The organism is Pannonibacter carbonis (assembly GCF_003012935.1).
Taxonomy (GTDB): Bacteria; Pseudomonadota; Alphaproteobacteria; order Rhizobiales; family Stappiaceae; genus Pannonibacter; species Pannonibacter carbonis.
Window position 1 is genome coordinate 106,105 of record NZ_PUDR01000004.1, and the last position, 23,912, is coordinate 130,016.

Below are 23,912 nucleotides of genomic sequence, written 5' to 3' on the forward strand. Positions count from 1 at the left end.
CCTTTGGTGCGTCAATATTTTATTTGCCAGCTAAATGAATGATCTGACCAGGCTGCCGACGAGGAGGTTCCAGCCATCGATCAGGATGAAGAACAGCGCCTTGAACGGCAGCGAAATGACGGTGGGCGGGAGCATCATCATACCCATGGACATGGTGATCGTGGCGACGATCATGTCGATGACAAGGAAAGGCAGTGCGATGAGAAAGCCGATCTCGAAGCCACGGCGCAGTTCCGAGATCATGAAGGCCGGAACCAACACCCGCAGTTCCACTTCCTCGGCGGAGGCGGCCTCACCTGACGTGACCCGGCCAGCGGCCAGTTCGTCGAACAGCACCAGATCCTGCTCGCGGACCTGGCTGAGCATGAAATCGCGGAACGGACCGGTGATCCGGTCATAGGCGTCCATTTCGGTGATCTCGTTGTTCATCAAGGGCACCATGCCCTCCTTCCAGGCCCGGTCGAAAGTCGGGGCCATGACATAGAAGGTCATGAACATCGCCAGTGAGATGATGATGAGATTGCCCGGCGTTGTCTGCAGGCCGATGGAGGAGCGCAGGAAAGAGAAGGCGATGGAAAAGCGGATGAAGCTCGTCACCATGATCAGGATGCCCGGCGCGACGGACAAGACCGTCAGCAGGGCCATGACCTGAACGATACGTCCCGCCGTGCTGCCCTCGCCTTGCGGGATCAGATCAGACAGGCTCGGCAGTGCCGGAACGGACTGGGCTGCGGCCAGCGCCGTGCCGGCCAGGAGGAAAATACAGGCAAGCCAGAACCGCGTCATTGCACCACCAGGGATTCGAGAATGAGTTCACGCACCTTGCCGCCGGAACGGGCAATCGCCCGTTCATTGAGATCTTCGCGCAGGTGCTGCAGACCCGCGGCGCCCTCGACATGGGCCAATGTGATCGTCCGCAGATAGGCGAGGATATCTTCCTCGATGTGACCGGCCAGAAGCACAGGATCCTCTATCTCGGTTTCATCCAGGACGATGGATGCCTGCACCCGGATCCAGGCATCCTGGGGGGCGGACAGATTGGTCACCAGCGGCTTCAGGGACCGCAGCCGCGAGGCGGTGGAGTAGATCGGCTGCGCCGGTGCCGGCATCAGGGCACTCTCGGCATTTACTGCGCGGCGGACCGTGTCGGTGAAATACAGGCCAGCCAAGGCACCCACGCCAGAGGCAAGGATGGTCAGAAGGACAACGGACCCCAGGAAGCCGGTCGTGCTGCCGCCGCGACCAGACGAGGAAAAATCGGCATCAGCCATGGATCGGCTCCGTCGAATGAGAGGCATCAGTAGGGAACGACGGCGTCATAGAGCTGCTGGCCCCAGCCGGGCTGCTGCACCTCCGAAATCCGGCCGCGCCCGCCGTAGGACACACGGGCTTCCGCGATCTTGTCGTATTCGATGGTGTTGTTGCCGGCGATGTCGCGCGGCCGCACGATGCCGGAGACGTTGAGGACCCGCATCTCGTAGTTGACCCGGACTTCCTGCGACCCGGAGATGACAAGATTGCCATTCGGCAGCCGGTCGGTCACGACAGCTGCGACCGACAAGGCAATCTGCTCCTTACGGTCGATGGATCCGCGCGATGAGGAGTTGGAGCCGGACGTGCCGTCCAGCGAAGCCTCGCCGCCGATGGACTTGCCGTCCCAACCGGCCGAAAGTTCACCGCCAAGGCCGATCTTCGAATTGCGGCCCCGGTTGGAGTTGTTGTCGAGGGTCGCCTTGTCATTGATCGCGATCCTGACCGTCAGGACATCACCAACGCGGCGGGCGCGCGGATCGGAGAAGAAGTCCTCGCGGCCGCCGACCCAGAGCGAGTTGTAGTCCTTGCGGGCGCTTGGGCTGAACGTATTGAGCGGGTAAACGGCTGCCGGCTGGGAGGCAAGGCCATAGCCGACCGGCGACATGGTCGGCTCGCGGCCGAGATCCTGGAGCTGGCCGGCACAGCCACCGGCCAGAAGACCCAGGACCAGCACCGTCTGGGGAGGAATGGACAAGCGCATCAAAGGCTTCCCTCGGCTTCGGATTTCGTGAGACCCGCCATCGAATGGGTCAGCTGCGCAGCACGGGCCGGCTCCATTTCATCGAGGATCTGGCTGGCGGCGCGGGCGTTCAGCTTGACGAGCACGGCAACGGCGGTGTTCTCGTCGAGGGTGGCGAGCTGGGCGGCGGCGGCTTCCGGGCGCATCCGCTGGAAGATCGCGACGACATGCCCCTCGACCTCGCTAAGGACTTTCTCGCGCCGCTCCACCCAGGCCTCGTATTCGGCGCGCTTGCGCTCAAGCTCGTGGATGCGGACCTTCACCTTTTCCTCAAGCGCAATGAGGTTCCAGGTCTGCCAGGCCAGCCGGGCATCATTGGCGGCGTTGCCGGTGTTGCGGCAGTACATCTGGGCATCGCTGAGCTCTGTCCCTTCTTCCAGCTGCACGGCCTGAGGCTTGGGCTGGGGCGCGTTCTGGGCCTGCGCCGGAGCGAAGGGCAGCACGGCCATGGCAAGAGCCAGGCCGGTGCGGACGAGAGAGGGGCGGCGGCCATGCCGCGCGGGCAGGCAAGACTTGCGGACCATGGGGAGGGACGTCCTTTCCTGTCGCTGTTGCAGATGACTATGACCCTTGAGGCTTGCGCGGGGCTTGGCCGGAGCCACCGACCTGACGGCAAGAAAAAGCCCCGCACCGGAGGCCGGGCGGGGCAGTGGCGCGCGGGAGGCGGACGCCGAAGTCGCATGGATAACTACTGGATCACCAGATCTGCCTGGAGGGCCCCGGCCGTCTTGATCGCCGTCAGGATGGCAATGATGCCGGTCGGTTTCAGGCCAATGCGGTTGAGGCCTCGCACCAGGGTCTGCAGATCGGTGCCGCCGACAATGGCGAGCTGGCCACCGCTCTGCTCAGCATCAATGAAGGTGCGCGGGGTGACAACCGTCTCGCCGGTGTAGGAGAAGGGCTGCGGCTGCGAGACTTCAGGAGCTTCGGTGATGCGGACCGTCAGGTTGCCATGGGTGACGGCGACGGTAGAGACCTGGACATCACGGCCGATGACGACCGTGCCGGTGCGCTCGTCGATGACGACGCGGGCAGGCGTGTCCGGCTGCACCAGAAGGGCTTCGATCTCCGCCATGAAACGGGTGACATTGACCTTTTTCGGAGGCGTGAGGTCGATGGTGCGATAGTCACGCTCCTTCGCGGCGTTGACTCCATAGGTCGCCTTGGTGTGACGATTGATGGCATCGGCAACGCGAACGGCAGTGCGGAAGTCGGGATTGGACAGTTCCAGCACCAAAGCCGGAATATTGGCAAAGCGGTCCGGCAGGTTGCGCTCGATCAGGGCACCATTGGGAATACGGCCGACGGTCGGGATGCCCTGTTTTAGGCTTTCAGCCTGACCGGTCGCGGAAAAGCCGGAGACGGCGACCGAGCCTTGCGCCACGGCATAGACCGATCCATCCGCGCCCAGCAGCGGGGTTGCCACCAGAGTGCCGCCGGCAAGCGAGGCGGCATCGCCCAGCGACGACACGCTGACATCAATGCGCGAACCCTGGCCGGTGAAGGCCGGCAAGGTGGCCGTGACCACCACGGCAGCGACGTTGCGGGTGCGCAGACGCGCATCGCGAACATTGATGCCCATGCTATCCAGCATCGACTGCAGCGACTGCTCGGTGAAGGGCGAGTTGCGCAAGGTGTCGCCGGAACCCTGCAGGCCCAGTACCAGCCCGTAACCGACGAGCTGATTGTCGCGCACGCCCTGCAGCGTCGCGATGTCTTTGATACGGACCATCGCAGACACGGGCGTTCCGGCAAGCGCACAGCATACGACTGCCGCCAGCGCAAGGAGAATTCGGCGCATGTTCAGTTTCCTATCAGGATGGAGCCGTCCGACTGGACCTTGCCGGTGACGATCAGGCCGCTGTCGATGTTGCGGACGCGGACAAAGGCACCGACTACGCCGTTCTGCAGCGCCTCGGCTTGGGCAATGATGAAGAGACCGCCTTCCTGGAACACGAGCCGCGCCGGTTCACCGCGCTTGATCACAACGTCAGGCGCGACGGCCGTTGCCGGAACCGGATGACCGGGCTGCAGTGTGCGGCGAGCCACCTTTCCCACCATGTCCTCGCGGCTCATCACCACCTGGAACCGCCGCGTGGTCTTTTCCGGGAAGCGGCGAATGATGACCATGTCGGCGCTGATGAGATCGCCAGGATGGATCGTGGCGCGCGGCACCGGCAGATCGATGTTGGCGGCCTTTGCCGCCGACAGGGCCGCCGAGGCCACCATTCCGGCAACGAACATGCAGATGAACAGTCGCACGAACATGGCGCGCCTCCTTGTCAGCTCCGCGGTCAGCGGATGCCCTTGGTCACAACGCCCGCCATGTCGTCGGCAGCCTGGATGACCTTCGAATTCATTTCGTAGCCACGCTGGGCCGAGATCAGCTCGGTGATTTCCTTCACCGGATCGACGTTGGAGGCTTCCGTGTAGCCTTGGCGGACAATGCCAAAGCCCGGCTCGCCGGCGACGCCGCCAATGCCGACGCCAGAGGCTGCCGTTTCGCGGAACAGGCTGCCGCCGATCGGCTCGAGGCCGGCGTCATTGGCGAAGTTGGTCAGGGTGAGCTGACCGAGTTCACGCGGATTGACCTCGCCGTCGAGCTGGGCAAACACCTGACCGGACTCGTTGATGATGATGTCGGTGGTTTCCGGCGGGAACAGGATTGCCGGCTCGACCGTGTAGCCATCCAGCGTCACAAGGCGGCCTTCGGCATTCTTGTTGAAGGCGCCAGCGCGGGTGTAGAGCGTCTCGCCCTCCGGACCCGTGACCTGGAACCAGCCGCGCCCGTCGATGGCCATGTCGAGCTTGTTGTCGGTGTTGGTCAGCGTGCCCTGCATGTGCAGCTTGCGGATGGCGGCGGAGCGCACGCCAAGGCCCAGCTGCGCGCCTTCGGGAACCGGATCCTCTCCGCCCCGGTTCGGCACGCCCTGCAGGCGCTCGGCCTGGTAGAGAAGATCCGTAAACTCGGCCCGAGCGCGCTTGTAGGCCGTTGTATTCATGTTGGCGATGTTGTTGGCAATCACCTCGACATTGAGCTGCTGCGCGCTCATGCCGGTCGCCGCGATGGCAAGGGCTTTCATGTCACTCTCCGTATCCTGAATGTTGAAGCCGAGGGCCTCAGATCGTCATGCGGCTGATTTCCTGATAGGCGGAGACCACCTTGTCGCGGATGGCGATGGCGGTCTGGAGCGAGGCTTCGGCGGCCATGACGGCCTCGACCACCTGCTGCGCGGAGGCCTTGCCACTGATGCCGGAGATGGCAGCGGCCTCGCCGTCCTTGATCTTGTCGACCACGTCCATGGACACCTGCGCCAGCGCATCGGAGAAACTTGCCTCGCCAACACCGTCAATGGGAGCCGCAGCGACCGGGGACGAGACATAGCGGGTCTGCGAGACACCAGAGGTGATGCCGTCGGAGGACACTTTCGTCAGGGAAGAAATCTGGTCGATCATGGTCAGGTCCTCAGCAGGTCGATGGTGCGCATGACCATGGAGCGGGCCTGCGTCATCATTTTCAGGTTGGCTTCGTAAGAGCGGTTGGTCTCACGCATGTCCGCCATTTCAACGAGGGTGTTGACGTTCGGCATCTTGACGTAGCCCTGGTCGTCGGCGGCCGGGTGGCCCGGGTCGTACTCGACCGTGAACGCACCCTTGTCGGAGCCAATGTCCTTCACCTTCACCAGATTGGCGGAATAGGCCCGGTCGACCTCGCTTTCGAAGGTGATGGTCTTGCGGCGATAGGGGTCGGCGCCCTTGGTCTTGCCGGTCGACTGGGCGTTGGCGAGGTTTTCCGAGACGACGCGCAGCCGCTCGGACTGCGCCTGCAGGCCGGAGGAGGAAATCTTCAGGGTGGCGGTCAACGGGTCGATCATCGCTTAGCCTTTCAGGCTTGCCAGGTACATGCGGTGGAAGGATTTGACGACGGAGGTGGTCAGCGCATGGTCGCGTGCCACCTCGCCGGCCTTCATCAGCTCCTGCTCGAGGCTGACGCTGTTGCCGGAATGCGAGACCTGCCAGGTATCGGCCTTCTCCACCTCGGCCGGATCGGGGATCTCGGCGGCGCTGCCCATGTGAGTGCCATGCGTCGCGGTCATGGCGAGGCGCGTGTCGCTGAAGACCACGTCAAAAGATTCAATATCGCGGGCGGCGTAACCCGGCGTGTCGGAGTTCGCCACGTTCTGGGCGATCGTCGCCTGACGCACAGCCAGCCAGTCATTATGCTGTGAGGCCAATCTGGTGAGGTAGACCGGTTCCACGTTTGCTCTCCGAGACGGTGTCTTTCCGGTCTAGAGGGGTAACGCTTCAAGCTTGCACGAGGCTGGCGATGGTTCTGGGATTGCGCGGTGCGGCCGTATGGGCTATTGCGCACGTCCTTTGCGGACTTGCCCTCCCGGATTGGCCCTGCCGGCCAGCCGAGGTCCGCCCTTCCCTTTTCCCGCAATGAGGTCTTTCCATGCGCCCGGCTCTTAGCCTTGATTTCGGCACGTCCAACACCGTCCTCACCGCCGTCGACAACAGCGGTCAGGCCAGCAGCCTCACGTTTGGCGCGGGCAACGAAGAAGTGGACAGCCTGCCGTCCGTGTTGTCATTCCTCGAGCCGCTGCGTGACGAGGCCGCCGGGGCACGCGCCGATGTCGGCCCCTGGGCGATCCGGCAGTTTCTGGATCACACCGGCGAATGCCGCTTCCTGCAGTCGCTGAAGACATTCGTCGCAAGCCGGCTGTTCCGCGGCACGGGGATCTTCGGCAAGCAGTTCGACTTCGAGGATCTGCTGGAGACTTTCCTGCGCCGCGCCGGGGCCCACCGGAACGAGGCGCTGGACGCAGGCGGCGCGCGTCTTGTCATCGGCCGCCCGGTCACCTTCGCCGGCGGTGCGCCGGACGAGGCGCTGGCCATGCAGCGCTATCGCAACGCGCTCTCCCGCTTCGGCTTTTCCGATGTGCTGTTCGTCTATGAGCCGGTGGCCGCGGCCTTCGCCTTCGCCCAGCGCCTGGAAGGATCGGCCACGGTGCTGGTTGCCGACTTTGGCGGCGGCACGACCGACTTTTCGCTGATGCGCTTTTCCCGCGACGGCGGACGCCTTGCGGCGGAACCGCTTGGACATGGCGGTCTTGGCATCGCCGGCAACACGCTGGATTACCGTATCGTCGACAAGGTGATCCTGCCGCACCTCGGCAAGGGCAGCCAGTATCGCAGCATGGGCAAGCTGCTCGAGGTGCCGCCCAACCTGTTCTCCAACTTTGCGCACTGGCATCTGCTGTCGGTGTTCAAGGCCTCGGCCGACTATCGCGAGCTGAAGAAGATGCTGTCGTCCTGCGTCGACGACGACAAGATCGAGCTTTTCATCGAGCTGGTGGAAACCGACCAGGGCTATCCGCTGTACAAGGCCGTGTCGGAAGCCAAGGCGCGGCTGTCATTCGCGGAGGAAACCGAGATCCGCTTTGCGCCCATCGGGGCCGACTTCGCCGAACGCGTGACCCGGGCCGATTTCGAGACCTGGATCGACCATGATCTGACGCGAATCGATGAGACGCTGATGCGAACCCTGGACGCGGCGGGACTTGCCCCCATGGACGTGGACAAGGTGTTTCTGACCGGCGGCACATCTTTCGTGCCAGCAATCCGGGCATTGTTCGCGCGCCGCTTCGGACCCGAGCGTCTGAGTGGCGGCGAGGAATTGTCATCTGTCGCCAAGGGCCTGGCCCTCATCGGCGCGCGCGAGGATGCAGAGAACTGGACTGTCGCCGCCTGAACCGCCGGATGCGTCCAGACGCAAGGCCCGACCCCGGACGAAAGCCCGACATAATTAACTTGAACATAAATGACGCGAAGATTAAGGATTTTGCGCGCGCAGGTTTAAATTCCTCACAGGAAGCGAGGGCATCATGGCAGCAGAAGCAATCCTGGGATTCGGGTTTTACATAAACCCCCAGCAGCGATCCTATGTGATCGAGTTTGCCCTGGCCCGCACCCGCGAGAAGCACAGAGTAACCTTTGACGATGTGACCGCTTTTGGCCACATCGCCCAGCTCGTCAACAACGCCTCGCATTTCGCCTTCGATCCGGAGACAGGCGAGATCCAGATCGGTGGTGGACGACTGCCGAGTATCGCGATCTGATTGCGCGCGGCCGCGCGCGAACCTCAGCCCTCTTCCTCGTTCATGTCGATGTCGGCCATCAGATCGGCCGCAATGGCCTGGATCGCATCATGCAACCGTCCGACATCTGCGCCGGCAGGCAGGCGCAGGTCAGCGGACGCGCGGAACAGCATTTCACCAGACATCGAGCCCGGCGCGACCAATGTTTCCAGCGTCTCGATGCTGACGTTTTCTGCCGCAATCACACGGGTGACCGCACGCAGGATGCCCGGTTGATCCTGGCAGACGAGGTCCAGACGAACTGTCCTCCCCGGCTCCTCGACATCCGGCATGCCAGTCCGCAAGGTCACGGCAATACCTTCGCTGGACAGGGCAGCCAGCGCGCTTTCCAGCGTCGCTGCACGGTCGTCGGGAACTTCAAAGCTGACAATGCCGGCAAATTCACCGCCAAGGCGCGCCATGGAGCTTTCCAGCCAGTTGCCGCCTGCTGCGGAGATGACATCGGCCAAAGCATCCACAAGACCGGGGCGATCCTTAGCGATCGCGGTCAACACCATGTGACGGCCCATCAACGACTTCCTTCTGCGCAACGCCGCTTCACTGCGGCCTGATGCGACCATATCGCCGGATTGCGACAGGGGCACCCGGGAATTGCATTTATTTTCCGCAGGTCTTACCCGCCTCGCGTCTCAAGAAATGTCGAAAGCCGGATCGACAGGCACCTGCAAGGCGGTGGCAAGGTGATTGGTCTTGCCCGCCAGACCGACAATCGCCAGCAGCTCGCCATGCTGTTCGCCGGTCATGCCCTTGGCCCGGGCTGCCGCCGTGTGCGAGTGGACACAGTAAGAGCAGCCATTGGCAATCGACACGGCGATGTAGATCATTTCCCGTGTCAGGGGGTCGATACTGCCGGGCGCCGCCATGACGGCCTTGACCTCGGTCCAGGTGCGTTCAAGCCCTTGCGGGTCAATCGCCAGTGCGCGCCAGAAATTGTTGATGAAATCCGAGTTGCGCGTCTGGCGGATATCCGCGAACACCGCGGCAACACGGGGGCTGGCTTCGGTATCGCTGATGAGTTTCACTGTCGCCATTGGCTCCCCCTGCCTGTTACCGTTCCGGCGTAGATACTGCAGTCTAACCGTTGACACAGGAATTGAAACGGCACTGGTCAACAGATGTTTGTAGGCAATGTCTGTGGGACGCCGCCCTCACCTTCACAGCGCTTGCTTGCAGGACCGACGCAGATGCCGCACAAGGACGGCAACAAGGTGCAACGCGCGGGAGACCGACATGGCACGACGGATCCAACGGACCCCGGTGACACCTGGGCGCAAGCAGGCACGGCCCTATGGTGGCCCTGACATGCCTGGTGAAACCACCACGGATGTTGCCGAAAAAATGCCCGGAAAGCCACGACTGTCCGCCCCGCAGACGCCTGGCCTGCGCTCGCGCGGGTTTCTGTCGCAAGGGGGATCTCCTGATGGCGAGGCGCCGCGCAAGGCACGGGGCAAGAAGTCCCATGCCGATGTGGTGACCGCACCCGCCGGCACGGGCCAGACGCCACGCCCCGGGGACCTCACGATCCGGGCCAAGCGCCTGCCCTCGCTTCGGGAAGAAAAGTCCGGTGACAGTTGATGGTTCCCCGCAAATGATCCGATGCTCCAAGGAACGTTGCGCGTGACGGCTTCCCCCGTTGTCCTCGTCATGACTGCTGCCGCCTTGCCGACAGCCAGGCGCATTGAAGCCGCACTTCCAGGGGCCAGCCTGCAGGCCCTGGCCGGGCGGCTTCCCGATGCAGACACCCAGTTCAGCGACACGATCGGCCATGTGCGGACACTGTTTGCCGCAAGGGTGCCGATCATTGCCTTGTGTCCGGCAGAACTGCTGATCCGGGCGATCGCACCGCTGCTCCAGGCGGGAAGCAGGGCATCCCCCGTCGTTTCGGTCTCGGAGGATGGAGCAAGTGTGGTGCCCCTGGTCGGTGCGGCATTTGGCGGCAATGCGCTTGCCCGTCATCTTGCCACTGTTCTGGGTGGACAGGCGGCGATCACCGCTCCGGGCAATCCCGCGCTGGCGCTGGCGCTCGACCAGCCGCCGGCCGGCTGGTGCCTCGCCAATCCGCAGGATGCCGCCCCTGTCATGGCTGAGCTCTATGCGGGCGCGCCGGTCCGGATCGAGGGCGACGCCCCGTGGCTTGCCGCCATGGAACTGCCATTTGATGACGGCGCCGATATCACGCTCTGTGCCACGACGGCAGCGCTGGCCGGTTCACCGACCTGCCTTGTCTATCACCCGCGCCGGGTCGTTCTTGGGGCCGGCTGCAGCCGCAATTGTACGGCTGAGGAGTTGATCGCGCTGGCCGAAGCCGCTCTCCGGGAAGCCGACATCGCGGCTGGAACGCTGGCCGCCGTTGCCAGTCTCGATCGCAAGGCCGGCGAACCGGCGCTGATCGCGCTGGCGCAGCATTTCGCCGTGCCCTTGCGGGTGTTTTCGGCCGAGGAACTGGAGCGAGAAACGCCCCGGCTGGCCAATCCCTCGGATCTGGTGTTTGCCGAGACCGGGTGTCACGGCATCAGCGAAGGCGCAGCGCTGGCTGGCAGTGGACCGCAGGGGGTCCTCATCCTCGACAAGCGCAAGAGCGAGCGGGCGACCGCGGCTCTGGCTGCGGCTCCTGGGCCACTGGATGCGGCCGACATCGGCCATGCGCCGGAGGTCTAACTCACTGGCTCAGGCGACCAGATGGGCAAAGGATCCCATGACCGTGCCTTCGACCAGCCCCATATCCGCCAGTGGATCACCAAGGGCGTCCGTGGCAGCAAACAGCCGTCCAGCCTGCCCCTCATGCTGGATGCTGGCATAGTGGAACTCATGCCCGGTCAGGCGGGAACCAGTGCCTAGCCCCCGGAACGGCAGGTCAGCCAGCGCCGTCAGACGGCGATAGCCAAGATGCAAGCGCCGGGCGGCGAAGCTTGTTTCCAGCGGCAGAAGGCCCAGCATTTCATGGCGTTCGCCGGCCGCATCAGTGAGCCCTTGCCCCAGCACCATATAGCCGCCGCATTCGCCGAAGACCGGCACGTTGCGGGCAGCAGCCGCGCGGATCGAGGACCGAAAGCGCTGGTTCGAAGCAAGGCGGCCGGCATGCAGTTCCGGGTAGCCGCCAGGCAGATAGACAGCATCTGCTGCCGCATCCGCAGCTTCATCCGCAAGCGGCGAAAACGGCAGAATTTCCGCACCGGAACGATGCCAGCCTGCCAGCACATGCGGATAGGCAAAGGAAAAGGCCACATCCCGGGCTACCGCAATCCGCTGACCTGGCGGTGGCAACAGGACCGGCGCCGGGTAATTGGATTGCCGCATCGGACGGGCCAGCGCAACAAGGGCGCTGAGATCGACTGTCTCCTTGGCGAGCTTCGCAGCACCGGCCATGAAGCCGGCAAGATCGGCGTTTTCTTCCGCCTGGACCAGACCCAGATGGCGCTCCGGCAAGGCCAGTGTTTCCCGGCGGGGCAGCAGGCCCAGAACCGGCAGGCCAAGCGGGGCCAGGGCCACGCGCAACAGCTCGCCGTGCCGTGCACTTCCGACCCGGTTCAAGAGCACCGCTACAACCTGAACATCCTCACGGTGATCGCGGAAACCGCGCACGAGCGCTGCGACGGACTGCGCCTGTCGGGAACAGTCGACCACCAGGACCACCGGAATACCGAGGGCTGCCGCCACATCCGCCGCGCTGGACGAGCCGTCACTGGCACCGTCAAACAGGCCCATGGCGGCCTCGACAATCAGAAGATCAGCGCCACGCGCCTGGTCACCCGCCAGGGCCTTCAGAACGGCCGGCGACATGGCAAACGGGTCCAGATTGACCGACGGCGCACCGCTGGCCGCTTCATGAAACTTCGGATCAATGTAGTCCGGCCCGCATTTGGCAGCGCGGACCATGAACCCGGCCGCGCGTAATGCCCCCAGCAGGCTGAGGGTCAGCGTCGTCTTGCCCGCACCGGATGTCGGGGCGGCCAGCATCAGCGCGGGCGTGCCACGTTCAGAGCGATCCAGCTCGGAAAGGCTGCTCATTCGGCAGCGCCCAGGCTTTGCAGCGGATCGCCGAGACCGAGCGGATCACCGGTGAGCGTACGGCCGGCCAGCGCGCCCAGCCAGTCCAGCCCGGCGCGCAGCCGCACCACCTCGCCGACACAGACAATCGCCGGCGGCTCGAGTGCGGCCGCAGCCGCATCGACAGCACAGCGGGCAAGGCTCGTCTCCAGGACGCTCTGCTGGGGCAGCGACGCATTGCACACGATGGCCACAGGTTCTTCGCCGGATCGTCCACAGGACATCAGTTCGCCGGCAATCTGGGAAAGATGCTTCATCGCCATGTACATGATGATGACCGGAGAGCCTTCCGCAATGCCCTTCCAGTTGATGGCGTCAGGCGCCAGCCCGGTCTGGTCATGACCGGTCAGGAATGTCACTGCCTGATTGGTGTCACGGTGCGTCGCTGGAATGCCAGCATAGGCAAGGCCGCCAATGCCGGCAGTGATGCCCGGAATGACGCGGAACGGAACATGGGCCCCGGCCAGCGCTAGCGCCTCCTCGCCACCACGGCCAAAGACGAAGGGATCTCCGCCCTTGAGGCGCAGCACCCGTTTGCCGGCGCGGGCATAATCGATCAGTTTCAGGGTGATATCGCGTTGTCTCGGGCTTGGCTTGCCACCGCGCTTGCCGGCGAAATCGAGCACGACCCCAGCCTTCGCAAAGGACAGGATGCTCGCATCAACCAGTGCGTCATAAACGACCACATCGGCCTGACGCAGGCCATTCAGCGCATGCAACGTGATCAGGCCAGGATCGCCCGGTCCGGCGCCGGCCAGCCAGACCCAGCCCGGTTCAAAGACCGGCAGGCTGTTGGCTAGGGAGAATCCGTTCAAGGCAGTGTTCATGCCTGATGTTTTAGCCCTCCCCGGCCGCCGGGCCAAGCGGGGAAGCGTCGCGAAGCCTCACCCAAAACGACAGGTCAAGGCAGAAAGCCGGCAAAGCGCCAGGGCATGCACCGGTCAGAAGATTGGCGGCGGGCGACGACGGCCTTCCAGTTCGGCAGCCCGTCGTGCCTCGGTCCGCAACCGCCAGACGGCCGCCAGGAAGCGATAGATGCCAACCGTATAGCGCTTGCCGAGACGGCGCGGCTCCTGCATCAGGCGGAACAGCCATTCGAGGCCAGCCATCTGCAGGAACTTCGGTGCCCGGACAACGTCCCCGGAGAGAAAATCGAACAGCGCGCCGACGCCGATGCAGATCGTCGGGTTGAGCCGAGCCCGATTGTCGACGATGAACTGTTCCTGGCGGGGATTGCCCATCGCGACGAGAAGCAGGTCAGCCTTGGAGGCGTTGATGTCAGCAATGACGGCATCGAGTTCGTCTGGCCCGAAATAGCCGTCGCGATACCCCGCGATATGATGGCCCGGATAATTCTCCTCAATATGCCCTGCAGCGCGCGCGACCGGATCAGGCTTTGCGCCCAGCAGATAGATGCGCAGGGGCAGGCCGATAGTATGGAGGATGAACGGGATCAGGTCCGTCCCATTGAGGTTCGCCGGAAAGGACGAGCCGGTCAGCGCCCGGTTGGCGATGTCGACGCCAATGCCATCATTGAACAGCGTCATGCGGGACAAGGTCCGGGCATAGGCCGGATTGTCCATCGCCTGCAGAACGGTGTTTGCATTACAGATGCCGATATCCATTTTCATGCGCAGCAACAAGGCGCTGCGCATCATGTCGACCGCCTGGGCACGGGTAAGCTTGTGAATTCCAAGCGGCCCGATCCGAGTAATCCCGGATCCGACTGGAGCACCCAGATTCAAGCTGGACATCAACATCTACGCCTCACCTGATTTTATTGTTTTCTTTGGATCCGCATGATGTCTCAACGCCAGTGAATAACGGATTAAATCATGTTTTTTCAGAATAATACTGTAAAAACTACGTCAACTTACTTCGTAAAATTGGAACAGTCACGTAAACTTTCGTTTAAGGATTTGCGGCAGGAAAGGCAACCGTCCTGTCAGATTTTTCAATAGGCCAGCCGCCGACCGCCGAATTTGCCAGTTGTTAATCATGTTTCCCCATTGTCACGGCAAGAGGACGCGCATCGGACGCGACCGGTTTTAGCCTTTCTTGGGCCTCGCCAAAGGTGCCGGGGCAGTTGCGTGAGCGGTCGCTGACCATGGTCGAAGTCTCTGACATTCCAGCAATTCTGGCCCGAAAGGCGCGATGGTTGGTGCTTGTGCCGGCGCTTTTCATTGCCCTGGCACTTGCCTATGCGCTGGTCAGGACGCCGCTCTACAGCGCTTCGGCGGAATTGCTGGTCGAGCCGCCCAGCGCCCAGATCCTTGGGCGGGACTTCTCCGGCCGCGACGGGGCATCGCCGCTGGAAAGCCTGGACGTCGACAGCCAGGCCTTTGTCGTGATGTCAAACCCGGTTCTCACCCAGGTCGTCGAAAAACTGGACCTGAAGAACGACCCGGCCTTCTCTGGCCCCGGCCTGCGCCAGCGCCTGTTGCCGTTCCTGTTTCCGCCGAAGAACTCAGAAGAGGCATTGTCCGGCCTGGTCGAGGCCTTGCGGAAAACGTTGCAGGTCAGCCGGGTGGATCGGACCTTCGTGTTCCAGATCAAGGCCACCCACCCGAACAGGATCAGGGCGGCTGAGATCGCCAATGCGACAGCACAGGCCTATCTCGACGAAACACGCAAGGCCCGCGCAGAAGGTCTGCAACGGACCAGCCAGTCGCTGCAGGTCCAGGCCGAACAGCTTCGCCGGCAGGTCGAGCAGGCAGAAGCCGCCGTTGAGAAATACCGCGCCGACAATGACCTGATCGCAACGACCCAGCGCGGCCTTGTCGAGGACCAGCAATTGCAGGACCTCAACACGCAACTGACCCAGGCACGCGTGGACCTCGAGAAGTCAAAGAACACCTTCGATCTGGTACGCCGGCTGAGCGCGGCGGATGTCGAGGCAGGGGCGATCCCGGTCGATGTCAACAACACAGTTCTGAGCTCCCTTCGGGTTCAATACGCCTCGCTGGCCGAGCGCGAAGCGCGCGCGGCAACGACACTCGGCGCCAACCATCCGCAAATGCGCGAACTCGCCGCGCAGATGCAGAACACCCGCCGCCTGATTTCGGACGAGTTGTCGCGCATCCAGCGGAACATCCGCTCCGACTATGAACGTGCCCAGGCCAACCTGTCCGGACTGGAAAGCCGGATCGGGCAGCTCAAGGTGGCCAACTCCGACCAGAACAGGGCCCAGATCGAGTTGCGGCAGCTTGAAGCGGATGCCGACACCAAGCGCGGCGTCTATCAGCTGTTCATGAAGCGGGCGCAGGAACTCTCCGAGCAGCAGGACGTGCAGGCAACCAATTCGCGCATTCTCTCCGCAGCCCAGCCGCCGCTGGCGCCAGGCGGCCCTTCGGCGCTCATCCTTGTCGCGGCAGCGGGGATCTTCGGCATTGCGCTGGCGTCCGGTGTTGCAGTCGGCGTCGAAATTCTGAGCGGACGCCTCAATTCCGAGCGGGAACTGGTCGACTGGACCGGCGCACCGGTGCTGACCAACCTGCCGCTGCAGGACCTGCGCAAGGGTCGCTCGGGTCTCTTCGGCCGCAAATCGGGCACTGCGCCGCAGATGCTGTCAGATGCGGCAGAACTGGGATTGAACCGTGTTGCCTATGCCTTGCGCTATGCGCTTGGCGAGGATTTGCCAGCCAATATTCTCGTGCTGAAGACCACGACCGCCATCGAGACCACGGAGGTCACCCGGGGCATCGCCGCTTCGCTCTATGACATGAACGAGGAAGTCCTGCTCGCCCATGCGCTGCCGCAAGCAACCAAGGCAAGCAAAGCCGTGGAACAGAACCGCGGCGAAGGCCGCGGACGAGCTCTGGAAGACCGGTCAAGGCGAGGTCAGGCAGCGCCGCATGCCCTGTCACGCTATGTCAGCGTCGAACGACTGGACGATCCCCGGAAATATGCCGGGCCGGCAATGTTCACCGAAGATGGCCAGGACTTTCTGCTGATCGACTGCGGCTCGACAGAAAGCAACCCGATCCTCCCCGTCCTGTTGAAGAACTGCGACGCGATCGTGCTCGTCAGCCAGCTTGGCGTGACCCGGATGGCCGATCTCGACCGGACGCTGGCCTACCTGCAACCCTGGCAGGAGCGGGTGATTGGCAATGTCGTTCTTGAGGCCGCCTGACGCCCGCGTGACACTGCTCTCCGCTCCCCAGCCTGAGGACCGGGGGCCGGTCTGGCTCGCCCTGGTCTATGCGGTGATTTTCGGCACCCTGCTGTTCAACCTGGGTCTCGCCTTCGTCAACACCAAGGTCATGGGCATTTCCCAGAACCATGTGGTGCTGAGCGAACTGGCGCTGACCGGCCTGGCCATGGGCCTGGCGATGACACGGCGCGCGGGGCTCTACACGCTGATCACGCTCTATCTCGCCTATATGTTCATGCTGATGGCGCTACGGGCGCAGATGGACCCGAAATCGGTGCGTGACGCACTGGTTCCGATCATCTTCTATTTTGTCGGGCTCCAGATCAGGGATATCCGGAAGGTCGACCAGATCGTCCTGTGGTCCGCGCTTCTTGTTCTGGCTGTCGGGTTGTTCGAGTTCCTGCTCCTCGATTTCTACCTCGCCAATGTGAATATCTTTGAATACTACGTCGCGCGCGGGACGATCAGTGCCGATACAAATTTTCTAGGCGAGGACAATGCGCTCTTCCACAGCGGTGTTCGCTATGGCGGGCGGAATTTCTTCGCCTTTCTCGGCGCTCACCGGGTCTCGTCGGTGTTTCTTGAGCCGGTATCAATGGGCAACTTCGGCGCGTTTCTCGTGCTCTGGGGCGTCTTTCGAAAAGACATGCACCACCGCTACCTGCTGATCGGCATCGCCTTCACCCTGATCATCCTGTGCGATGCACGCTTCGGCATGGTGGTATCGCTGCTGTTCTTTGTCGTCGCCCCGCTGCACCGGACGACGCCCCGGATCCTGATGCTGCTGGCGCCGATTGCCATCGTCGTCGCACTGATGATCTATGCTGCGGTAGCCAACCGGATCGGCTGGGACGACACCATGACCGGCCGCTGGCTCTATTCCGGCCAGTTGCTGATGAAACTCGACTGGCGCGGCATTCTCGGCATCTCGACAAACGCCACCTACCTGTCGGACAGCGGCTATGCCTTTGCCCTGTTCCAGACCGGAGCGGTCGGTCTCATGGCCCTTTGGGCAATCTATATCTACGCCCCTATGCGCAACGATGAAGGCTGGAAGTTCAAGGTCCTGCTGGTCGTCTACATCTGCCTGCTGATGATCGTTTCCTATTCGCTCTCAACCATCAAGACCGGTGGCCTGCTCTGGCTGTGTGCAGGGGCGGTCGATGCCTGGCAGCGGAGCGGCGGCTCTGTGCGGCCGCAGTCCTTGACGGCCCCGGGTCGGGGGCGCAAGGGACAGACGCAGCCGTGGCGATGGCGAGCCGCAACCCGTCAAGCGAGCGCCGTCCGGTAAAAATCCTCATAGAGCTTCGCCGTCTGCGCCCAACCATGCTGCCCGGAAGACGCAATGGCAGCCACGCGCAGCCCGCCGCCTTCGCCTTCCAGGGCGGCATAGGCAGCCTGAACGCTCCCGGCTGCAGCTGCCGGATCAGCGAAGCGCGCCAGGCGGACCATGGCATGCTTTTGCGCCAGGGACTGAAAGGCCGCGTTGGGCTCGACGACCGGAACCAGGCCGGCACTCAGGGCCTCGATCAGGGCAATGCCGAACCCCTCATATTCCGAGGCACTTGCGAACAGGCTGCACTGCTGCATGATCTCTCGGATCTGTGTGTTCGACGGGCCGACATGCAAGATCACCGACGAACCGAGGCCGCGCACGTCGATCATCTGCCGGATATCGGCCTCGCTCCAGTCCGACGCCGAACCCGCAATATGCAGGCGCCAGTCCGGATCGCGGCGAACGAGTTGCTGCATCATGTCGAGAAGCAGGTCGAGCCGTTTGTTGTGCGAGAACCGGCCGATGGTGATGAGGCCCTTGCCCGGCCTTTCAGCGCTCGCGGACCCGAACTTCTCCAGATCCGCACCGTTCTCGATGAGGCGGACCCGGGTCGGCGCAATCGTGGCAAATCGGGCGAAGTCGCTCTCGCTGCAACAGGCAATGCCCTTGTAGCGGCTCGCCGAAGTCCGGGTGACGCTGTTGAACCAGAGCGACTTGAGCTGCCGGTAACTGGCCGTATGGAAGAAACCGCCATGGGTCGTGGTGACCATGGGTGTGCGCCGGGCGAGAGATGTCAACGCCAGGAAATCGAAGAAGAAATCAATGGCATGAACGTGAATGATATCCGCGCCCTGAAGCTGGGAGAGAACCGAAGGGGCGAGCGGATAACGCGGCGAGCCACGGAACGGAATGCGGCAGATCTCGACGCCATCCAGGGTATCCCTCTGTGGCAGATGCTTGTCCGGCTCGATGAACAACCGGTCCAGCGTCACAACCCGGACACGGTCAAAGCGGTCGGTCTGCCGGCGGACGAGATTGCGGACGAAGTCCTCGAGACCGCCGACCATCGGATAGAACTGCCGCACGACATGCACGATGGTGCGCCCGGAAAAGGGCGACGGCGCCAGGTCGGCTGCATCGGGCAGAACGCGGTCAATGGTCATTTGATATCTCCGGGACAGTCATAGGGAGCACCAAAGCGGGTGGACAAGGCGCGGAAGACACCATTGGCGCCGGCCAGAGCATGGGAAACCGGGCTTGCCGGCACCTCGGCATTCTGGCGTGGGAGCAGGTAAGGCGCATTCAGATGCGGCCGGAACAGACCGCCGGGATCGGTTGTGACAGCCGCCCGGAAACCCAGCTTTCGCACGATGTCGGCCTCGCGGGTGCCGCCGATGGAGGGGGGGCCATAGGGATAGGCGAACCAGTCCACGGGCCGGTCGAGCAAGGTTTCGAGATAGCGCTTGTTGTCGCCGATGTCCGTTTCAACCGCGGCATCATCCAGCAGCCGCAGGGCGCGATGCGTGGCGGTATGAGCCCCGATCTCGACCAGTGGATGGCGATCCGCAGCCCGGATGCCGGCCTCATCCAGCGCCAGCCGGTCGACGAGATCCGGCATGGATACCCCATGGGCGACCAAGACCGGCGCAAGCAGGTCTGCCCGGGCGAAATCCTGCCAGACCCAGGCCGTCATGAGTTCAAGAGCAGCCTGCTTCCCCCGCAGGTCACGACACTCAAGCCGCAGCTCCATCGGCTCCATCTCGATCACGTCACAGGTCACGGCGAGTTCACGCAGACCCAGCCACCAGGCATTGATGCTCCGGTCAACCATGCCGGTCGGAACGAAAATCGTTGCCGGCGCGGCGTGGCGCTCCATGACCGGCAGTGCCAGGTCGATATTTGACCGGTAGCCATCATCAAAGGTCAGGACCACAAACGGACGGGCTTCGGGATCAGTGAGCCGGCGAAGGGCTTCATCGGCACCGACGAAGTCGCGTCCGGACGCCTTGAGGGCCGCCAGAATGGCGTCAAAGTGGTCGACCGGACAGCCCTGCCCCAGGGTATCAACGGGGGAGCTGACGAATTCGTGGAACATCAGGATCACACCCTGTCCGCCATACCGGCGGCCAATAAGGCGATCTCCTCCAGACGCCGCAAGCAGCGTGGACAGGCCGGCCCTCACCATAGTTTTCAAGCGAGCCTTCGCCGTCACCTTCGGAGTGAGGGTGCGCATCATGTCCTCCTACCAGGCCGACAGCGCTGTCAGGCCCAGTGTTGCGTCCTTCAATCTGAGCGCAAGAATTGACCTATTGTTTTTAAATATTCTTCCTAACCTGCGAGTTGATTTCTTAATTCAAAACTAACCTTAAATTTTCGTATTTTTCCAGAACTTCTTATGGTTAAAATCAAAACCTACAGTCTGTTACATATTTTTAATTTGATTAAATTTCAGGCCGAATTACCGTTCTTCAATACTCCCTCCCTAAAATTCGCAAGCAATTGTTCCGGAGGGCTTGACCGAGATGCGACTGTTGATGGCTTGCGCCGCCTTTCCCCCGAACCTTCCCGGCGGTGCCCAGACGTCCTCGTTCATGCTTGCCAAGATGCTGCAAGGACAGGGAATTGATGTGACCGTCGTCAATGTCGGAGACCGGAACGAACTGGATGAGGTACAGGGAATCCCGGTGCGCCGCATCAAGAGCCCGAATATCTATTGGGACTACCTGAAACGGCGGCCGGACTGGAAAAAGCCGGTCTGGCATCTGCTTGAAAATGGCAACCCGTTTGCGCTGTCCGCGATGCGGCGGCAGATCGCCGAGGTCAAACCGGACATGCTTATGACGGTCAGTATCGAAAACATCAATGTGGCCAGTTGGGCGGCAGCGAAACTCGCCGGCCTGCCAGTCGCACATACCGCATTCAACTCGTTCCTGATGTGCTGGAACTCGGTGATGCAGAAGAACTCCGAGAACTGCACGCGCCAGTGCGGATCCTGCAAGGCCACGTCACTTGGAAAGAAATTCCTCACCCGCTATGTCGACGGCGTCGTTGGCGAAAGCCAGGACGTCCTGAACCGACATATGGCAGAAGGATATTTTTCCAATGCCATCATGAAACGTATCCCCGCTGCCCTGCCGCGCCTGTTTGCCGAGACGCCCCGTCCGTTTCCGACCGACCGGCCCTTTCGGGTCGGCTTCCTCGGGCTGCACAGCCATTTCAAGGGCGTCTCCTATCTTGGGGATGCTGCGGCCATGATGCCTGCAGACGCAAATGTAGAGTTCCACATCGCTGGCGAGGGCGCAGAGCGGGACAATTATGGCGAGGAAGTCCGCCGTCGATTCCCGGCTGACCGGACAACTTTTTACGGCTGGGTCAAAGCGGACGAGTACCTCAGGGAAATCGACGTACTCGTTTACCCCTCGATTGGACGCGAGGCTTTTGGACGGGCCTCCATCGAGGCCTTCGCCCATGCTGTGCCGGTGATCTCGACGAGCATTGGCGGTGTCGCCGAGAATATCGCGGATGGTGTGAACGGCTTCCACGTCCCGCCGGCGGATGCCGGGTCAATCCGTGAGGCGATCCTGCGGCTGGCCGGGTCTCCCACCACATATGAGCGACTGTCACGTGGCGCACTCACGTCAGCACACAGCTACCTTCCGGAACATCTCGGCACCGAGTTCAAGACGTTCCTCGGAGCCGTGATGGCGCGGCATGGCCACCGCGAACAGCTTGCGAGAAAGTTCCAGACGAGATGAGCCTGCTCTCCTCCTTGCGCTCGAAAGTCAGTCTGAAGGAATTCGTCTGGTCCTTCTTCAGCCGGATTGCCTCTCCGGTACTGAGCTTTGCTGTCCTTCTGATGGCAAGCCGGGTGCTGTCGATCGAGGAGTATGGTCTCTACAACTTTCTGTTCTCGGTCGGTTCGTCCCTCGGCATGATCCTGGTTCTTGGCCAGAATGTCCTGCTGCTGAAACATTTCCGCAGCAATGACGGCCCGGATCACGCCGCCCTCAACCGCAATCTGCTGTTCATAAACATGAAGTGGATCGCGTCGGGCATCGCCGTGATGCTGGTCGCGGCGGCCGCGGTCCAGCTCTTTGCTGTCGATGTCCCGCATCAGTATGATGCCCTGCCGATTGCCTTTATTTTTGCCTGCGTTTTCGCCATCAGCGAGTACATGCAGTATTATTTCCGCGTGCGCGGAAACATCGGCCTGGCGCTTACACCACGGGAAAACATCTGGCGCATACTGTCGCTCATAGCCTTGCCACTTGCGGCCTATACCGGTCTTCTGTCCTCAGGTGCCAGAGCGATGGAAGTCATCACGGTGCTGCTGGCCGTGGTTGTCGGCTATCAGGCCTACCGCCTTGTCGGCATCGAGGGGTTTGGCTTTGTCAAGGACAAGGCTTCCGGGCTTGATGCCGAGACCCGTTCAAGCTGGACACAGGAAAGTCTGTTCTTCACAGCGAACAGCTTCTTCGTCTCGGCTGCGCTCTATCTCGAGACAATCCTGATCGGCATCTTCCTCAGCCTCGAGGCTGCGGCCTTCTACTTTGTCGCCTTCCGCCTTGCCGCCTTATTGATGCTGCCGGTGTCAATCATCGACACCATCGGGCTCCCCATGGTCTCGGCAAAGCTCCAGGATCGGGACATACCTGGGGCCCAGCGCCTGGTTTCCCTGCTGTCTGCAGCGAGCTTCGCGGGCACCTGCCTTGCCTTTGGCTTCATGATGCTGATCGGCAAGTTCGCGCTGTCCCTGTTCGAGCCCTCTTTTGCCGATCACTATGAAGTGCTGGCCATCCTGTGCCTGGCGCCGGTCACCCATGCCTTCTTCGGCCCAGGAACCAATTTGATGATGATCGGTGGCGGTGAGCGGTATTTCCTCGCCATGCGCAGTGTAGTCTTTGTCGTCTATGTTGCAGCCTTGGTGGTGATGGGCCTCTACCTTGGAATGGCCGGGGTCGCGATTGTTGGTCTTGTGCACGGTCTTGCGATTCTGGTGATCTGCCGGAACTGGACGCTGAAACACGTCGAGGTCGACACCATGGCGACAAGCGCGCGCGCCGCCTTGCGTCGCTGGCGCTCAAGCCGCCATGAGCCGCGTCCTGAGGAGCAAACACGATGAACCGGCGTCGGGCCAGAATTGGATCCGCAGCAACGGTCGGGCTGGCCGCTTGTCTGATGCTCTCGTCTGCCGCGGCGGCCCTTGCCGCACAATGCCTGCGTGGTGCGAATGTGGCCGGTGCCGAGTTTGGCGACACGATCGGCCAGCTGGGAACGACACACTTCTACCCGACGCGGGAAACATTGGACTATCTCGCCAGCAAGCGCATGAATGTCGTCCGGTTTCCGTTCAAATGGGAACGGTTGCAGCCGGTGCTCAACAAGCCCTTCGACATGAATGAACTGCAGCCGCTGATCAACAGCGTTGCCATGGCGAAAAGCATGGGCTTCAAGGTCATCCTGTCGCCACATACCAACGCACGCCACTTCGGCAAACAGATCGGCTCACGCGAGGTGCCCGCAAGGGCTTTTGCCGATTTCTGGGCGCGGCTCGCCGCGCTCTACGCCGGCGACGATGACATCATTTTTCTGCTGCAGAACGAGCCCGACTACATGGATGCCGCGTTCTGGCTCCCCTCTGCCAACGCCGGTATTGCCGCGATCCGGGCGACCGGCGCAAACAACATGATCCTTGTCCCCGGGACGATCTGGACCAGCGCCTACCATTGGTATGCGGACCAGAACGGCGGCAGCAATGCCGCCGTGATGAATGGGGTCGTCGATCCGCTGGACAACTATGCCTATGACATTCACCAGTACCCGGACGAGGACTTTTCTGGAACACATCGTTCCTGTCCAGCCAAGGACACGGCGATTGAGGCGCTGCAACAGGTGACCGACTGGCTGAAGGCCTCCGGAAAGCGGGCAATCCTGAGCGAATTCGGCGGCACGTCCTCCCCCGATTGCCTGAAGGCAATTGACGAGATGGCCGGTTTTATCAACGCCAATCCCGACACGTGGATCGGCTGGACCTATTGGGCGGCAGGCGATTGGTGGGGTGACTATCCGCTGTCGATCCAGCCCGCCACGCGGGGCGGTCCGGATCGTCCCCAGATGGATGCACTGGAGCCACATGTGCTAGGAAGCACTGGAGAAATTCCGCAGTGCGCCTCGATGACCGCCTCCCCTTCCGGCCTTCGCAGTACCCGATAACCCTGGACC

General features: G+C 62.4%; 26 protein-coding genes. 9 read left to right on the forward strand and 17 right to left on the reverse strand.

Annotated elements, in window-relative coordinates:
- Nucleotides 1-30 precede the first annotated feature (30 nt).
- The 10 genes from fliP to flgB form a co-directional block, all read right to left on the reverse strand.
- A complete protein-coding gene (gene fliP, locus C8348_RS06835; RefSeq protein WP_106752563.1) occupies nucleotides 31-786 on the reverse strand; it encodes a flagellar type III secretion system pore protein FliP in 756 nt (251 codons plus the stop codon).
- On the reverse strand, nucleotides 783-1,271 hold the full coding sequence (locus tag C8348_RS06840; protein ID WP_106752564.1) for a flagellar basal body-associated FliL family protein: 489 nt from the start codon (nucleotides 1,269-1,271) through the stop codon (nucleotides 783-785). Before C8348_RS06840 ends, fliP begins: the two co-directional genes overlap by 4 nt.
- A gap of 26 nt (nucleotides 1,272-1,297) precedes the next feature.
- Nucleotides 1,298-2,014, reverse strand: a complete 717-nt coding sequence (gene flgH, locus C8348_RS06845; RefSeq protein ID WP_106752565.1) for a flagellar basal body L-ring protein FlgH — start codon at nucleotides 2,012-2,014, stop codon at nucleotides 1,298-1,300.
- The gene (locus tag C8348_RS06850; protein ID WP_208983611.1) at nucleotides 2,014-2,577 is read right to left on the reverse strand and encodes a MotE family protein; all 564 of its coding nucleotides are present in this window, start codon (nucleotides 2,575-2,577) and stop codon (nucleotides 2,014-2,016) included. Before C8348_RS06850 ends, flgH begins: the two co-directional genes overlap by 1 nt.
- A 164-nt stretch (nucleotides 2,578-2,741) precedes the next feature.
- A complete protein-coding gene (gene flgI / locus C8348_RS06855) occupies nucleotides 2,742-3,854 on the reverse strand; it encodes a flagellar basal body P-ring protein FlgI (RefSeq protein WP_106752566.1) in 1,113 nt (370 codons plus the stop codon).
- Nucleotides 3,855-3,856: 2 nt separating this feature from the next.
- Nucleotides 3,857-4,321 (reverse strand): flagellar basal body P-ring formation chaperone FlgA, encoded by a 465-nt coding sequence (gene flgA / locus C8348_RS06860; protein ID WP_106752567.1) that lies wholly within the window; start codon nucleotides 4,319-4,321, stop codon nucleotides 3,857-3,859.
- A 26-nt stretch (nucleotides 4,322-4,347) separates the two neighbouring features.
- Nucleotides 4,348-5,136, reverse strand: a complete 789-nt coding sequence (gene flgG / locus C8348_RS06865; RefSeq protein ID WP_106752568.1) for a flagellar basal-body rod protein FlgG — start codon at nucleotides 5,134-5,136, stop codon at nucleotides 4,348-4,350.
- Nucleotides 5,137-5,173: 37 nt separating this feature from the next.
- Nucleotides 5,174-5,509, reverse strand: a complete 336-nt coding sequence (fliE, locus tag C8348_RS06870) for a flagellar hook-basal body complex protein FliE (protein ID WP_106752569.1) — start codon at nucleotides 5,507-5,509, stop codon at nucleotides 5,174-5,176.
- Nucleotides 5,510-5,511: 2 nt separating this feature from the next.
- Nucleotides 5,512-5,928, reverse strand: coding sequence for a flagellar basal body rod protein FlgC (flgC, locus tag C8348_RS06875; protein ID WP_106752570.1), 417 nt, complete (start codon nucleotides 5,926-5,928; stop codon nucleotides 5,512-5,514).
- A 3-nt stretch (nucleotides 5,929-5,931) separates the two neighbouring features.
- A complete protein-coding gene (gene flgB / locus C8348_RS06880; protein WP_106752571.1) occupies nucleotides 5,932-6,312 on the reverse strand; it encodes a flagellar basal body rod protein FlgB in 381 nt (126 codons plus the stop codon).
- 197 nt (nucleotides 6,313-6,509) lie between these two features.
- On the opposite strand from flgB, the gene C8348_RS06885 reads away from it, so the two are divergent.
- Both C8348_RS06885 and C8348_RS06890 read left to right on the forward strand, forming a co-directional pair.
- Nucleotides 6,510-7,808 carry an Hsp70 family protein gene (locus C8348_RS06885; protein WP_106752572.1) on the forward strand — a complete coding sequence of 433 codons (1,299 nt, stop codon included), beginning with the start codon at nucleotides 6,510-6,512 and terminating at the stop codon, nucleotides 7,806-7,808.
- A 133-nt stretch (nucleotides 7,809-7,941) separates the two neighbouring features.
- The gene (locus tag C8348_RS06890; protein WP_106752573.1) at nucleotides 7,942-8,175 is read left to right on the forward strand and encodes a hypothetical protein; all 234 of its coding nucleotides are present in this window, start codon (nucleotides 7,942-7,944) and stop codon (nucleotides 8,173-8,175) included.
- A gap of 23 nt (nucleotides 8,176-8,198) precedes the next feature.
- Here the strand turns inward: C8348_RS06890 and C8348_RS06895 are convergent, their stop codons facing one another.
- On the reverse strand, nucleotides 8,199-8,723 hold the full coding sequence (locus C8348_RS06895; protein WP_106752574.1) for a glycine cleavage system transcriptional repressor: 525 nt from the start codon (nucleotides 8,721-8,723) through the stop codon (nucleotides 8,199-8,201).
- Nucleotides 8,724-8,843: 120 nt separating this feature from the next.
- Entirely contained in the window at nucleotides 8,844-9,245 is a 402-nt protein-coding gene (locus C8348_RS06900; RefSeq protein ID WP_106752575.1) for a carboxymuconolactone decarboxylase family protein, read from the reverse strand.
- Between the two features lie 199 nt (nucleotides 9,246-9,444).
- On the opposite strand from C8348_RS06900, the gene C8348_RS06905 reads away from it, so the two are divergent.
- Together C8348_RS06905 and C8348_RS06910 are read left to right on the forward strand one after the other, a co-directional pair.
- Nucleotides 9,445-9,789, forward strand: coding sequence for a hypothetical protein (locus C8348_RS06905; RefSeq protein ID WP_106752576.1), 345 nt, complete (start codon nucleotides 9,445-9,447; stop codon nucleotides 9,787-9,789).
- A 42-nt stretch (nucleotides 9,790-9,831) separates the two neighbouring features.
- Entirely contained in the window at nucleotides 9,832-10,872 is a 1,041-nt protein-coding gene (locus C8348_RS06910) for a cobalamin biosynthesis protein (protein WP_106752577.1), read from the forward strand.
- Nucleotides 10,873-10,881: 9 nt separating this feature from the next.
- On the opposite strand, the gene C8348_RS06915 is transcribed toward C8348_RS06910, so the two are convergent.
- From C8348_RS06915 to C8348_RS06925, 3 genes are all read right to left on the reverse strand, one after another.
- The gene (locus C8348_RS06915; protein WP_244293952.1) at nucleotides 10,882-12,222 is read right to left on the reverse strand and encodes a cobyrinic acid a,c-diamide synthase CobB; all 1,341 of its coding nucleotides are present in this window, start codon (nucleotides 12,220-12,222) and stop codon (nucleotides 10,882-10,884) included.
- Nucleotides 12,219-13,088 (reverse strand): uroporphyrinogen-III C-methyltransferase, encoded by an 870-nt coding sequence (cobA, locus tag C8348_RS06920; RefSeq protein ID WP_106752578.1) that lies wholly within the window; start codon nucleotides 13,086-13,088, stop codon nucleotides 12,219-12,221. Before cobA ends, C8348_RS06915 begins: the two co-directional genes overlap by 4 nt.
- Nucleotides 13,089-13,202: 114 nt before the next feature.
- Nucleotides 13,203-14,015, reverse strand: coding sequence for a WecB/TagA/CpsF family glycosyltransferase (locus C8348_RS06925; RefSeq protein ID WP_208983613.1), 813 nt, complete (start codon nucleotides 14,013-14,015; stop codon nucleotides 13,203-13,205).
- Between the two features lie 332 nt (nucleotides 14,016-14,347).
- Between C8348_RS06925 and C8348_RS06930 the strand changes: the two genes are divergently transcribed.
- Together C8348_RS06930 and C8348_RS06935 are read left to right on the forward strand one after the other, a co-directional pair.
- Nucleotides 14,348-16,393 carry a GumC family protein gene (locus C8348_RS06930; protein WP_208983615.1) on the forward strand — a complete coding sequence of 682 codons (2,046 nt, stop codon included), beginning with the start codon at nucleotides 14,348-14,350 and terminating at the stop codon, nucleotides 16,391-16,393.
- Complete coding sequence (locus tag C8348_RS06935) at nucleotides 16,371-17,705, forward strand: UDP-phosphate alpha N-acetylglucosaminyltransferase (RefSeq protein ID WP_198646953.1); 1,335 nt, start codon at nucleotides 16,371-16,373, stop codon at nucleotides 17,703-17,705. Before C8348_RS06930 ends, C8348_RS06935 begins: the two co-directional genes overlap by 23 nt.
- On the opposite strand, the gene C8348_RS06940 is transcribed toward C8348_RS06935, so the two are convergent.
- Both C8348_RS06940 and C8348_RS06945 read right to left on the reverse strand, forming a co-directional pair.
- On the reverse strand, nucleotides 17,684-18,853 hold the full coding sequence (locus C8348_RS06940) for a glycosyltransferase family 4 protein (protein ID WP_106752581.1): 1,170 nt from the start codon (nucleotides 18,851-18,853) through the stop codon (nucleotides 17,684-17,686). The genes C8348_RS06935 and C8348_RS06940 overlap by 22 nt on opposite strands.
- A complete protein-coding gene (locus C8348_RS06945) occupies nucleotides 18,850-19,923 on the reverse strand; it encodes a polysaccharide deacetylase family protein (protein WP_198646954.1) in 1,074 nt (357 codons plus the stop codon). Before C8348_RS06945 ends, C8348_RS06940 begins: the two co-directional genes overlap by 4 nt.
- A 289-nt stretch (nucleotides 19,924-20,212) precedes the next feature.
- Here C8348_RS06945 and C8348_RS06950 point away from each other — a divergent pair, with 289 nt between their 5' ends.
- From C8348_RS06950 to C8348_RS06960, 3 genes are read left to right on the forward strand one after another with little or no spacing between them, the layout of a single operon-like run.
- The gene (locus C8348_RS06950) at nucleotides 20,213-21,445 is read left to right on the forward strand and encodes a glycosyltransferase (RefSeq protein WP_106752583.1); all 1,233 of its coding nucleotides are present in this window, start codon (nucleotides 20,213-20,215) and stop codon (nucleotides 21,443-21,445) included.
- The gene (locus C8348_RS06955; RefSeq protein WP_106752584.1) at nucleotides 21,442-22,812 is read left to right on the forward strand and encodes a lipopolysaccharide biosynthesis protein; all 1,371 of its coding nucleotides are present in this window, start codon (nucleotides 21,442-21,444) and stop codon (nucleotides 22,810-22,812) included. Before C8348_RS06950 ends, C8348_RS06955 begins: the two co-directional genes overlap by 4 nt.
- A 56-nt stretch (nucleotides 22,813-22,868) precedes the next feature.
- On the forward strand, nucleotides 22,869-23,903 hold the full coding sequence (locus tag C8348_RS06960; protein ID WP_208983616.1) for a glycoside hydrolase family 5 protein: 1,035 nt from the start codon (nucleotides 22,869-22,871) through the stop codon (nucleotides 23,901-23,903).
- The last annotated feature ends 9 nt before the right edge of the window (nucleotides 23,904-23,912 follow it).